The organism is Thiorhodospira sibirica ATCC 700588 (assembly GCF_000227725.2).
GTDB lineage: Bacteria > Pseudomonadota > Gammaproteobacteria > Ectothiorhodospirales > Ectothiorhodospiraceae > Thiorhodospira > Thiorhodospira sibirica.
The window spans coordinates 246051-257869 of the sequence record NZ_MU255056.1; the positions used below are offsets into that span (position 1 = coordinate 246051).

Sequence of the window (11819 nt, forward strand, 5' to 3'; positions counted from 1 at the left end):
AGCCCTTTCTCGGTCAGGTGGGCGTTGATCTCCTCGAAGATCCGCTGGGTCAGCGCATGCTTCTCCAGCAGATGACGCAAGCGCAGCAGCGTGGTCGCGTCCGGCACGCTCTCGATGGCCAAATCGATACCCACGAAGTCGCGCATCGCCTGGCTATCGTAGATGGCATCTTCAAGTGCCTCGTCGGCGAGCGCATACCCCTGTTGCAGGAAGTAGATCCTCAGCATGCGCTCCAGGCCGATGGGCGGACGGCCGCGCTTGCCCGCTGCGTTCGGGAAGCAAGACGGCGACAGCGCGTCGATGAGCCGTTGCCAAGGCACCCGCGCCTCTCTCTGGGCCAGGAACCGCTCGCGGCGGGTCACCTTCTTTTTGTTCTGGTGTTTTGCCTGGGCACAAGAGATCTGTTTCTTCGGGTGGCTCGATCAGGTGGTGACTGGGTGGCCAGATTTTACCCCGCCGACGGCTGTCAGGCAGCTGCGAGGGGATTTATGCAGTGTTCCCCTCATGGAAATTTTGCGGGTGGTGATTTGTGCGACGTTGAGCGGTGCACAAGGCTGGGAAGCGATGGAGGACTTTGGCAAAGCGAAGCTTGATGGGTTACGCAAGTTCGCGCCCTTTGCCAACGGCATTCTCTCGCATGATCGCATCGCCCCTGTGATGTCGCGCTTGAATCCCAAAGCCTTTCAACAGGTGTTTCTCACGTGGATCCAAGCGGTCGCCGAGGCCACCGAGGGCGATGTCATTGCCGTCGATGGTAAGACGGCGCACGGGTCTCGGGATCGGCGCAACGGCAAAGCGGCGCTGCACAGGGTCAGTGCTTGGAGCCACCGCAACCGCTGGGTGCTGGGCCAAGAAGCCACCGAGGAGAAATCCAATGAAATCACAGCCATTCCCAAACTGCTGGAATTGTTGGCGCTGAAAGGCTGCATTGTGACCCTCGATGCGATGGGCTGTCAGACCAAGATCGCTGAGCAGATCATTGATCAGGGCGGCGATGATGTTCTCGGACTCAAGGGCAATCAGAGCACGCTGCACGAGGAGGTCAAAGACTTCTTCGAGACCGCACGCGCCGGGGAGTCTGCCCATGTTCCCCATGACTTCATTGAGGAGATCGACAAGGATCATGGGCGTCTTGAGGTGCGCCGTTATTGGATCACCGAAGAATTGGGCACGCTCTCACAGACCGAACGTTGGAAGGGGCTACGCAGTATCGGCAGGGTGGAGCGGGAATGCTGGATCGAGGAACGCCACAGCATCGAACGGCGGTTTTTCATCACGTCCATCCCGGCCCAGGCCGAGCGCTTCGCCCACGCCGTGCGCGGGCACTGGGGCGTGGAGAATCTCCTGCACTGGCGCTTGGATGTGGTGTTTCGCGAAGACGCAACCCGCATCCGCAAAGGCAACGCCCCGGCCATCCTGACCTCCATCCGACATCTCTGCATGAACCTGTTGGAACGAGATCCTTCCACGCTGCGTATGTCCAAGAAACGCCGCAAGGCCACCTGGGATGATGACTACCGCGCTAAGGTTCTATTTGGCTAAGGATTTATACGCGCTCGCCCTGGCGCCGCTTCCATCAAGCTGACGGATATTCTTCACGCGATGTAAAATAAGTGTTTTGCAACATCGCTAAACGAAAAGGGCGCTATATGGAAGCGGTTATTTGCTGCCCGAGGGCATTTATTTACACGGCGAATGTGAGTCCGCATTGATGCTTGTATTGTGGTTGTCATCGGTGCTCAGTGCGTTGATTGCCCTGGGCTTAACGGCTTATCTGCGCAGTGAACACGCGTGGTTAAGGCTGCTGGATCATCCCAATGAACGTTCTTTGCATCAAATCCCTACCCCGCGCACCGGCGGTTTAGCCATTCTGGCGGGCAGTCTGGCGGGCTGGCTGTTTTATGCGTTCTTTGCGCCGTTGCCCATAGGATTTTTCTGGCTACTGGCGGCCTTGGCATTGGTGGCCGGGATTTCTTTGCTGGATGATTGGCGTCATCTGGGGGTTGGGCCGCGCTTGCTGATTCAGGCGCTGGCGGCGCTATGTCTGCTGCCTGCGGGGATGTTACCGCTTGAATTCGGGTTTAATGGGATGATGCTCCCGCTATGGCTGCTGCTGGCCTTGAGTCTGGTCGGGGTGGTGTGGATGATCAATCTGTATAACTTTATGGATGGCATGGACGGCCTGGCGGCGGGCATGGCGGTGATCGGTTTTGCCACCCTGGCCTGGCTGGGTATCAGTGCAGCCCAACCCGCCTTTGCGCTGTTTTGTCTGAGCATCGCTTTGGGCAGTGCGGGTTTTTTGTATTTCAATTGGCCGCCCGCCCGCATTTTCATGGGGGATGTGGGGGCGTCTTCGCTGGGTTTGTTGGTGGCCGTGGCGATTTTGTGGGCGCATCAGGCGCAGATTCTTGCGCTCTGGCTGGGTATGCTTATCTTTTCGCCGTTTGTGGTCGATGCCACGGTGACTTTAGTCGTGCGCATGGTACAAGGAAAGCGCTGGTGGCAGGCGCACCGTGAACACGGTTATCAACGTCTGGCGCGCTGCTGGGGGCATCGGCGTACCCTATTTCTGGCATATCTGTTAATGTTCGCCACCAGTCTCAGTGCGCTGTGCCTGGCGCAGGCTCCGGCTCAGTATTGGCTGTGGGTGGGACTGATGGCCTGGTTGTTCATTTATGCGCTGTTGGCGGTATTGATTGCCGCTGTCTGGCGACATGCAAAGGATCGTGTCTCAACATGAAGCTGCTCCCCGTTCTGCTGAATCGCTGGTCTGCCTTTGCGCATGACCTGCTCTGGATTCCTGTTGCCTTATTGCTGGCCTTTTGGGTGACGCAACCCACATTGCTGTTCACCGCCGCCACGCTTGGGCAATACCTGCAGGCCCTGGCCATCACCCTGCCCGTGCAGGCCATCGCCTATATCTATTGCGGTTTGTATCGCGGCATCTGGCGTTTTGCCTCCTTGCACGATCTGATGCGCATTCTGCGGGCCATCGGCCTGGGGAGCGCCGGAGTTCTAAGCCTGCTGTGGCTCACCGGGCTGTGGGCGTTTTTGCCCCCAGGGGTGATATTGGTGTATCCGCTGTTGCTGGTCTGTGGTTTGAGCGCACCCCGCGTATTTTATCGCTGGTTTAAAGATCACCGCCTGCCGCCGGGGTATCGTAAACGGGTATTGATTCTAGGCGCGGGCCGCGCCGGTGAATTGCTGGTGCGTGAGCTGGATAAATCCTGTGATTATCTCCCGGTGGGTTTTTTGGATGATAACCCCAATAAGATTGGGCGCGATCTGCATGGGGTGCCGGTATTGGGGCGGGTCAATGCGCTTGAACGCACCTTGCGCGAGTTTAATATTGATATTGTGCTCATCGCCATGCGCACTGCCGGGCCGCGCCTGATGCGCCAGGTGGTCGATGCGGCGGCCTATCGCGGCGTACGTTGCATCACCCTGCCGTCCTTGCAGGAACTCACCGACGGACGCGTGGAAATCTCACGTCTGCGCGGACTGGAGATTGAGGATTTGCTGGGGCGCGAAGAGGTGGCCATTGACGATGCGGGGCTGTATGCCTTCTTGCGTCACAAGCGGGTGCTGATTACCGGCGCGGCGGGTTCCATCGGTTCAGAGCTGTGCCGTCAGGTGCTCCGCTATCAGCCCGCCGAGCTGATCATGCTGGATCAATGGGAATATGGCTTGTACCGGATTGAGCAATCGCTGCAACAGGCTGGGAGCACAAGCCTTCTGCACCCTTTGCTGGCCAATGTCAGCGATGCGGTGAGGATGCGCCATGTATTTGCCCGGTATAGACCGCAGGTGGTATTTCATGCAGCGGCTTATAAACAGGTGCCGCTGGTGGAGGAAAACGCGCTGGAGGGGGTGCGGGTGAATGTGCTGGGCACACAGATTGTTGCCGATCTGGCCATCAGCTTTGGTTGTGAGCGCTTCTTGCTGGTTTCTACCGATAAGGCGGTCAAGCCAACCAATGTGATGGGGGCCAGCAAGCGGGTGGCCGAGCTGTATTGCCAGGGTCTGGGTGCGCTCAGTGAGCATACCCGCTTCATCATTACCCGCTTTGGCAATGTTATGGGCTCGGCGGGTTCGGTGGTGCCGTTATTTCGCCGCCAGATTGCCCAGGGTGGGCCGGTGACCGTGACCCATCCAGACATCACCCGCTATTTCATGACCATTCCCGAGGCGGTCAGCCTGATCCTGCAGGCCGCCGCCATGGGACGCGGTGGGGAGATCTTTGTTCTGGATATGGGGAAGGCCCTGCGCATTCTTGATCTGGCCGAGGAGATGATCCGCCTTAGCGGACATGAGCCAGAACGGGATATCGAAATCCAGTTTGTGGGCCTGCGTCCGGGAGAAAAATTGCACGAAGAGCTGTTTTACCCCCACGAAAACCCCATCGGTACCCAGCATGCGAAAATCCTGCGGGCCGAGGCCGCCGTGTGTCGTATGGAACACCTCAAACACCCGCTGGAGCAGCTCAGACAGGCCTGCGCACAGCATGACGAAACCGCTGTCTTGCAGCTTTTGCAAAACCTCGTGCCTGAATTCAAGCCCTTTTTGCTTCCCCCGTCCGCCGTCTCCCCGCCGACCCTGAAGGTGGTGGCAGGGCATCACAGCTGATGTACGACGATGCCTGCTAATCGTCCCGATGCCGCGTGGCCGCCCCCGATGCGGGATCAACGCGAGCGGATACTGATCATCCGGCTCTCGGCCATTGGCGATGTGGTCATGGCCTCAGCCTTTGTGCATGCCCTGCGCGCCAGCTGGCCAGAGGCACATATTAGCTGGCTGGTGGAGCCGGTTGCGGCTGACCTCTTGCGGCATAACCCAGACATTGATCAGCTCATCATCTGGCCCAAAACCCGCTGGCAACGTCTGTGGCGGGCGCGTGATTTCAAACAGTTGGGCCGTGAGGTACGCCCATTCATTGCCGCCTTGCGGCAAGCCCAATATAGCCGCACCATCGACCTGCAGGGGCTGTTCAAAAGCGGTGTGTGGGCTTGGCTTTCCGGTGCGCCGGTGCGTATTGGCTTAGGTTCCCGTGAGGGCAGTGCGGTCTTGATGACACATCGCGTGCCACGCGGCGGCGACCCCTTGCGTATGGGGTCGGAATACCTGTATCTGGCCGAGCAGCTGGGTCTGGATACGGCAGCATTTTGCCTGCAAGTGGGCATCAGCGCCGCCGATCGGCAGGTGGCGGCAGCACTGGTGCAAAGCCATGCCCCCGGAGGTTATATCGTTGGCTGTCCGTTCACCACACGCCCGCAAAAGCATTGGGTCGAAGCGCACTGGATAGCGCTGGCGCAGGCCTTGGAGCAGCGCTTTGGTCTGCCACTGGTGCTGCTGGGCGGCCCGGGAGATCAACAGGCCGCGCAGCGCATCACCCAGGGCGCGGCTGTCCCCATCATTGACTTGACCGGCCAGACCAGCCTCACCCAGGCAGCGGCCCTGATTGCCCAGGCGCGGCTGTTAATCGGCGTGGATACCGGCCTGACCCATATTGGCCCGGCCTTCAAGGTGCCCACCATCGCGCTGTTTGGATCCACCTGTCCCTATCGCGATGCCGCCCAGGATAATGCTGTGGTGTTATATCACGCCTTTGTCTGTTCGCCGTGCCGCCGTCAGCCGAGCTGCGAAGGCAAATTTGGCTGTATGCGGGCCATTGAGGTGGCAGAGGTCATGCGCCACGCCCAGCGCTTGTTGGGTAATGCATCATGACCGGCGCCCTCGTGCCTGTCAGGCATTCATCTGTTTTGTAATGCTCCAGCCGCTAAGGGCGCATGCCGGCGGCGCTGTCCCAGTAGCCGCTGCAGGTTTCGGGGAAGCGGCTTTGGATCAGCTCTTGGGCATCGGCGGCGCTGAGCCGGTCATGCAGACGGCCATGAAAGGCCTGGATGACTTCAGGCGTTCCTTCAATTTCGGGGGAAATACGCACCACCCCAATGCCCAGGGCGAGGATTTCGGGCAGTGCGGGTAGCAGGTTGATCGGTTTGGCGGATTGAATCTGGATGCCGTTGATGTTGAGGAAGGCTTCTTCTTCGCGGGTGCGTACCCGTAGGCCTTGCGGATATTCCAGGCAGGCCAGCAGGCAGTCGTCTTTGCCACGATCAACGGCGCGAGCGGTAAAACAGCGCGCCGAGAAGGCCAGGGGCATACGTCCGAAGGCCAGTAGTTCGGTTTCCAGCCCCTGGGGGGCTTGGGGCAGGATTTGGTTGAGGCTGTCGCGGCCCAGTTCCACCGGCGGTACCCAGCGCACGGCGCCCAGCGCGGCCAGCTCTTGCAGAGTGCCGGGGTTGTAGGCGTTGAGCGTGGTTCCGGCCACAAAGGGATGGCCTGCGGCGCAGGCGAGCGCGCTGGCGTCATTGGCTTCGATCTTGAAGCGCCCATTGGCGGCAATCCGGCGCACCGTGGACAGTTCAGATTCCGCTTCCACCAGCGCCAGGGTGGACAGCACCACCTCTTTGCCGGCGGCCTGCAGGCGTTCGGCAATGTTGAGCCAGTCACGCAGGCGCAGGTTGCGCCGTTTGGCGCAGACGGTTTCACCCAGATAAACGATATCTACCGGCCAGTCGGTCGCTGCCTCATAAAAGGCCTGTACGGTGGCCTCTGGCCAGAAATATTGAATCGGTCCCAAGGATAGTTTCACTGCCAGCTCCTGTGTAACGCCCCTAAGGTCTGACTGCGGCCTTCGCCGACAGCCGCCAGGGTGGCCATCCATTCGGGGCGGGGCTTGAAGTGTTCGGGATTGGCATGACAGGCATCCAGCGCCGCTCGCATGACCTGGGTCACTTGCGCGACATAGGCCGGACTGCGTTGCCGTCCTTCCACTTTGATCGCCTTGACGCCGATGCGCAACAGTTCTGGCAAGATGTCGAGGGTGTTTAGGCTGGTGGGTTCTTCGATGGCATAGCGAATCTGCTGTCCCTCCTCGCCGAGCAGATAGCGCCCCTTGCAGATCACCGGGTAGCCCGCATGTTCGCCGGGGTCAAAGCGGTCAATCAGCACGCCGTTAAGACGCGCCTCGCGCCCTTTGGGGGTCTCTTCCCAACGCACGGCATGAGCCGGCGAGCAGGCTCCCTGGGTGTTGGGCGATTCGCCGGTGGCATAGGAGGATAACAGGCAGCGTCCTTCAACCATCACGCACAGGCTGCCAAAGCCAAACACTTCAATATCTACCTCGGTTTTATCAATCACCTTGGCGACCTGGGCCAGTGATAAAACCCGTGGCAGTACGGCGCGGCGAATGCCAAAACGCTCCCGGTAAAAATTCAGGGCGGCATAGGTGGTGGCCGAACCCTGCACCGACAGATGTAACGGCAGGCCGGGGAAATGTGCAGCGGCATAGCGCAACAGCCCCAGATCGGCAACAATCAAGGCATCCAGTCCTTGCGTGGCGGCGGTTTCAATCACCTCCAGACAGGGTTCAAAACGATCCGGCTGCGGATACATATTAAGGGTCATATAGACCTTGGCGCCCCCGGTGTGGGCATAGCTGACGGCCTGGGCGATGTTTTTGCGATCAAAATTCAGCCCCGGAAAATTGCGGGCATTGGTGGCACCGCGCAGGCTGAGATAGACCGCGTCGGCGCCATGATCAACGGCGGCGCGCAGTGCCGGCAATCCCCCTGCCGGACAGACCAGTTCCATGCGTGCAGTGCTCATGTGGGCCTCTCTTAAATTAAATCAAACGCTTGGGAGTCAATCGGCGCAACATAAGGGTCAGGCCCCCAGATAAGCGGCGATGACATCAGGATTTTTGCGGATCTCGTCGGGGTTGCCTTCGGCCAGTTTACGCCCGTAATCCAACACCAGCAGCCGCTGAGAAATCGACATCACCAGTTTCATATCATGCTCGACGAGTACCACCGTGACGCCTTGGGCGGCAATATCAGCAATCAACTGCTCCAGTGCGGCGGTTTCGGCACCGTTTAATCCGGCGGCAGGTTCATCGAGCAAGATGACCTTGGGTTCACTGGCCAGGGCACGGGCGATTTCCAGGCGCTTGAGCGCGCCGTAGGGCATGGCAGAGGCTTCCGTGCGCAGATAATTGCCGCAGCCGACAAAGTCCATCAAGGCCGCTGCCCGTTCACGACAGGCGCGTTCACTGCGTCGCAAACTGGGCAAACGCAACAAGGAAGGTAAAAACCCGGCCTGGAGATGACGATGGCGTCCCAGCATGACGTTTTCCAGGGCCGTCATGTTCATGCAGATCTGCAGATTCTGGAAGGTGCGGCACAGGCCCTTTTGTGCTAATTGCTCAGGTGGCAGGCCGACAATATTTTCCCCTTCCAGCAGAATCTGGCCGCTATCCGGGATATACAGGCCGGTCATCAGGTTAAACAGCGTGGTTTTGCCTGCCCCATTGGGGCCAATGACGGCGTAGATCTGTCCCGCTTCTACGCAAAAACTGAGTTGATCAACGGCATGCAGACCGCCGAAGGATTTATCCAGATCGCAGACTTCAATCATATCGCAAGGCTTTATGGCAGGCGCACACAGACGCCGCGTGCATGCATGTAGTGTTTGGCTTGGGCAATGGTGTGTTCCCCAAAGTGAAAGATACTGGCAGCCAGCACCGCATCGGCATGGCCAACAGTGACCCCATCCACTAGATGCGCCAGCGTACCCACGCCCCCCGAAGCAATCACTGGCACACTGACTGCATCACTGATTGCCCGGGTCAATTCCAGGTCAAAGCCCTGTTTGGTACCGTCACGATCCATGCTGGTCAACAGGATTTCGCCCGCGCCTTCATGCACCATACGCTCCGCCCAGGCAATGGCCTCAAGCCCGGTGGCCTTGCGACCGCCATGGGTAAAAATCTCAAAGCGGGGGGGTGCATCGGGCGGTGAAACCCGCTTGGCATCAATCGCCACCACAATGCACTGCGAACCGACCTTATCAGCGGCCTCGCGCACAAACTCCGGGCGAAACACCGCTGCGGTATTGATGGAGACCTTATCAGCACCGGCATTGAGCAGGCGGCGGATATCCTCAATGGTGCGAATCCCCCCGCCCACCGTCAGCGGAATAAACACCTGCTCGGCGACCTGTTCCACCACCGACACCAAGGTCTCGCGTTCATCTGAACTCGCGGTGATGTCCAAAAAGGTCAGCTCATCGGCCCCTTGTTCGTTATAGCGGCGGGCAATTTCCACCGGATCACCGGCATCGCGGATATCCACAAAATTAACCCCCTTGACCACCCGCCCACGATCCACATCCAGACAGGGAATGATACGTTTAGCCAGCATGGACAGACGGCCTTGCACAGGATGCACTCAGCAGACGATTACGCAGCATCGGTCAGTTCCTGTGCCTGTTCCAGCGTGAAACTGCCCTCATACAGCGCACGCCCGACAATCACGCCCTCAATGCCTTCGTCTTCCACGCCGCACAACTGACGGATATCATCCAAGGTGGTGACACCGCCCGAGGCAATCACGGGAATATTGATGGCTTGCGCCAATTTCACCGTAGCGTCCACATTCACGCCTTGCATCATGCCATCGCGTGAGATGTCGGTATAAATGATCGCCGAGACCCCATCTTGTTCAAAGTGTTTGGCCATATCGATCACATCATGATGCGACAGCTTCGACCAGCCATCAATGGCCACCTTGCCGTCTTTGGCATCCAGGCCAACGATAATGCGCCGGGGAAATTCCAGACACAGATCACTGACAAAATGCGGGGTACTGACCGCCTTGGTGCCGATGATCACCCATTCCACCCCGGCATCCAGATACGCCTGCACCGCGTCATCATCACGAATCCCGCCACCGACCTGAATCGGCAACTCCGGAAATTGATCGACGATGGCTTTCACGATGGCGGCATTGCGCGGCTTACCCGCCAGCGCGCCATCCAGATCAACGAGATGCAGACGACGCGCCCCGGCATCCACCCAGCGCTTGGCCATGATCACGGGATCGTCGGCAAACACCGTCGAATCGTCCATACGCCCCTGCCGCAGGCGCACACATTTACCGTCTTTAATGTCGATGGCAGGAATGACCAACATGACACCTTTTCTCCCAGGAATTTTGCGAATCGTTCAGTTAGTTAAGGTTTAAAACCACCGCTGGCAAGGCACGGCGCAGAGGTGCGCCGCCCTTGCCGTCGCGGCGATGAAGTGATTAGCGCGTCCCATCCCAGCACATAAAATTGCGCAACAGGGTCAAGCCAGGCTGGGCGCTTTTTTCCGGATGGCATTGCAGGGCAAAAATATTTTCTTGGGCCAGGGCGCAGCAAAAGGGCTGGGGATAGTCGCTGGTCGCGGCGCTAAGCTGCGCTGCGCCCGGATCGGCATAATAGCTATGCACAAAATAAAAATGTGCAGCTTGAGCAATCCCCGCCCACAAAGGATGAGGACCGCATTGGGTCACTGTATTCCAGCCCATGTGCGGGATTTTCAGGCGCGCCTCGTTGGCCTGGCGAGGGCGCTCAGTGAAGCGGCGCACATATCCGGGAAAAATGCCCAGACAATCGACCCCGCCATTCTCCTCGCTATGCTCCAGCAACACCTGCATCCCCATGCAGATACCCAAAAAAGGCCGCTGGCGCACCACCTCGCGGATGACCTCATCCAGGCCGCGCTGGGTCAGTGCCTGCATACAATCATATGCAGCCCCCTGCCCCGGAAACACCACCCGATCAGCGCGCAATACCGTCTCCGGGCAATCGCTTAACTGCACGCGAGTACCGGCAGGTGCAACGTATTCCAGCGCTTTGACCACCGAGCGCAGGTTTCCCATGCCATAATCGACCACTGCAACCGTGTTCATAAAATAGGCGAATCTAAATGTTGAGAGCGTTAGGAATAAAGGTGGGCAAGCATTGTGCGAGTCACCCCGGCGTGGCCTACAGGCACCCTTTGGTGGAAGGTGTCTGGCCGCTCATGCGCGGATCTTCTTCCACCGCCATGCGCAAGGCCCGCCCCAGGGCTTTAAATACCGTTTCAGCGATATGGTGGGCATTCGTACCGCGCAGATTGTCCACATGCAAGGTCAGCTGGGCATGATTGACAAAACCTTGCAGGAATTCCATCACCAGATCGACCTCAAAGCTCCCGATGCGCTCACGCGGATATTGCACCTGATACACCAGCCCCGGTCGCCCCGAGCAATCCACCACCACCCGTGACAGGGCCTCATCCAGCGGCACATAGGCATGACCATAGCGGCGAATCCCGCGCTTGTCGGTCAAGGCTTTGGCAAAGGCCTGGCCGAGCGTGATGCCGACATCCTCCACCGTATGATGATCGTCGATATGGGTATCGCCCTTGGCCTCAATGTGCAAATCAAAGCCACCGTGGCGGGCAATCTGCTCCAGCATATGATCGAAAAAAGGCACACCCGTGTGCAAGCTGTGCTCCCCCGTTCCGTCGAGATTCAGCTCCAGCGTGATCTGGGTTTCCAAGGTATGGCGCGTGATTTGTGCGATTCGTTTGGGCATCGGGCACATGAATAAGGGTCATTTAAAAAAACAGGCCCAAAATCATAGCACAGCCCAGCCGATAATTGCCCAATCCGTCGCAGATACGTGGCGGCACCTTCCAGGTGCCGCACAAAGAAAGCGACGGCTGCCTGCCTGCCGCGACGGGTGTCGCTTTTTGTGCGGCATCAGGATGATGCCGCCACGGGGGCGGACTGTTGCTAACGCGCTGAACCCGCCTGATGTGTTTGCTGTGCTTTGATGGCTGCCAGTTCGTCAGCCGTGATCTGGGCAATGCGCATCACCTGATCATCCGGCAGACCGGCTTGCAGCATATTGAGCACCATTTCATTTCTGCCTTCCTCTCTGCCTTCCTG

12 protein-coding genes are annotated in these 11819 nt (G+C 58.8%); 4 read left to right on the forward strand and 8 right to left on the reverse strand.

Annotated elements, in window-relative coordinates; all coding sequences use genetic code 11:
- On the reverse strand, positions 1–401 hold a 401-nt coding region (locus tag THISIDRAFT_RS01300), incomplete at its 3' end, for a transposase (protein WP_246585408.1).
- A gap of 103 nt (positions 402–504) precedes the next feature.
- Between THISIDRAFT_RS01300 and THISIDRAFT_RS01305 the strand changes: the two genes are divergently transcribed.
- The 4 genes from THISIDRAFT_RS01305 to THISIDRAFT_RS01320 all read left to right on the forward strand — a co-directional run bounded on the left by THISIDRAFT_RS01305 (position 505) and on the right by THISIDRAFT_RS01320 (position 5724).
- Complete coding sequence (locus THISIDRAFT_RS01305) at positions 505–1542, forward strand: ISAs1 family transposase (protein WP_221913934.1); 1038 nt, start codon at positions 505–507, stop codon at positions 1540–1542.
- A gap of 169 nt (positions 1543–1711) precedes the next feature.
- Positions 1712–2740, forward strand: coding sequence for an MraY family glycosyltransferase (locus tag THISIDRAFT_RS01310; protein ID WP_006788639.1), 1029 nt, complete (start codon positions 1712–1714; stop codon positions 2738–2740).
- Entirely contained in the window at positions 2737–4626 is a 1890-nt protein-coding gene (locus THISIDRAFT_RS01315; protein WP_006788640.1) for a polysaccharide biosynthesis protein, read from the forward strand. The genes THISIDRAFT_RS01310 and THISIDRAFT_RS01315 overlap by 4 nt, the downstream gene beginning before the upstream one ends.
- 9 nt (positions 4627–4635) lie before the next feature.
- Complete coding sequence (locus THISIDRAFT_RS01320) at positions 4636–5724, forward strand: glycosyltransferase family 9 protein (RefSeq protein ID WP_246585299.1); 1089 nt, start codon at positions 4636–4638, stop codon at positions 5722–5724.
- A 52-nt stretch (positions 5725–5776) separates the two neighbouring features.
- On the opposite strand, the gene ubiV is transcribed toward THISIDRAFT_RS01320, so the two are convergent.
- From ubiV to hisB, 7 genes are all read right to left on the reverse strand, one after another.
- Entirely contained in the window at positions 5777–6652 is an 876-nt protein-coding gene (ubiV, locus tag THISIDRAFT_RS01325) for a ubiquinone anaerobic biosynthesis protein UbiV (protein ID WP_006788642.1), read from the reverse strand.
- Positions 6649–7653 carry a ubiquinone anaerobic biosynthesis protein UbiU gene (ubiU, locus tag THISIDRAFT_RS01330; protein WP_217159292.1) on the reverse strand — a complete coding sequence of 335 codons (1005 nt, stop codon included), beginning with the start codon at positions 7651–7653 and terminating at the stop codon, positions 6649–6651. The genes ubiV and ubiU overlap by 4 nt, the downstream gene beginning before the upstream one ends.
- A gap of 72 nt (positions 7654–7725) precedes the next feature.
- Complete coding sequence (locus THISIDRAFT_RS01335; RefSeq protein ID WP_006788644.1) at positions 7726–8475, reverse strand: ABC transporter ATP-binding protein; 750 nt, start codon at positions 8473–8475, stop codon at positions 7726–7728.
- Between the two features lie 11 nt (positions 8476–8486).
- Complete coding sequence (hisF, locus tag THISIDRAFT_RS01340; RefSeq protein WP_006788645.1) at positions 8487–9260, reverse strand: imidazole glycerol phosphate synthase subunit HisF; 774 nt, start codon at positions 9258–9260, stop codon at positions 8487–8489.
- A 38-nt stretch (positions 9261–9298) separates the two neighbouring features.
- A complete protein-coding gene (gene hisA / locus THISIDRAFT_RS01345; RefSeq protein WP_006788646.1) occupies positions 9299–10030 on the reverse strand; it encodes a 1-(5-phosphoribosyl)-5-[(5-phosphoribosylamino)methylideneamino]imidazole-4-carboxamide isomerase in 732 nt (243 codons plus the stop codon).
- Between the two features lie 115 nt (positions 10031–10145).
- A complete protein-coding gene (gene hisH, locus THISIDRAFT_RS01350) occupies positions 10146–10793 on the reverse strand; it encodes an imidazole glycerol phosphate synthase subunit HisH (protein ID WP_006788647.1) in 648 nt (215 codons plus the stop codon).
- Between the two features lie 76 nt (positions 10794–10869).
- Positions 10870–11463, reverse strand: coding sequence for an imidazoleglycerol-phosphate dehydratase HisB (gene hisB, locus THISIDRAFT_RS01355; protein WP_040853259.1), 594 nt, complete (start codon positions 11461–11463; stop codon positions 10870–10872).
- Between the last annotated feature and the right edge of the window lie 356 nt (positions 11464–11819).

Bases quoted from the DNA above. Each gene is read 5' to 3' on its own strand.
- THISIDRAFT_RS01310 (WP_006788639.1), top strand. From the start codon at position 1,712: ATGCTTGTATTGTGGTTGTCATCGGTGCTCAGTGCGTTGATTGCCCTG.
- THISIDRAFT_RS01335 (WP_006788644.1), bottom strand. From the start codon at position 8,475: ATGATTGAAGTCTGCGATCTGGATAAATCCTTCGGCGGTCTGCATGCC.
- THISIDRAFT_RS01320 (WP_246585299.1), top strand. From the start codon at position 4,636: ATGCCTGCTAATCGTCCCGATGCCGCGTGGCCGCCCCCGATGCGGGAT.
- hisH (WP_006788647.1), bottom strand. From the start codon at position 10,793: ATGAACACGGTTGCAGTGGTCGATTATGGCATGGGAAACCTGCGCTCG.
- hisB (WP_040853259.1), bottom strand. From the start codon at position 11,463: ATGCCCAAACGAATCGCACAAATCACGCGCCATACCTTGGAAACCCAG.
- hisF (WP_006788645.1), bottom strand. From the start codon at position 9,260: ATGCTGGCTAAACGTATCATTCCCTGTCTGGATGTGGATCGTGGGCGG.
- THISIDRAFT_RS01315 (WP_006788640.1), top strand. From the start codon at position 2,737: ATGAAGCTGCTCCCCGTTCTGCTGAATCGCTGGTCTGCCTTTGCGCAT.
- ubiU (WP_217159292.1), bottom strand. From the start codon at position 7,653: ATGGAACTGGTCTGTCCGGCAGGGGGATTGCCGGCACTGCGCGCCGCC.
- THISIDRAFT_RS01305 (WP_221913934.1), top strand. From the start codon at position 505: ATGGAAATTTTGCGGGTGGTGATTTGTGCGACGTTGAGCGGTGCACAA.
- hisA (WP_006788646.1), bottom strand. From the start codon at position 10,030: ATGTTGGTCATTCCTGCCATCGACATTAAAGACGGTAAATGTGTGCGC.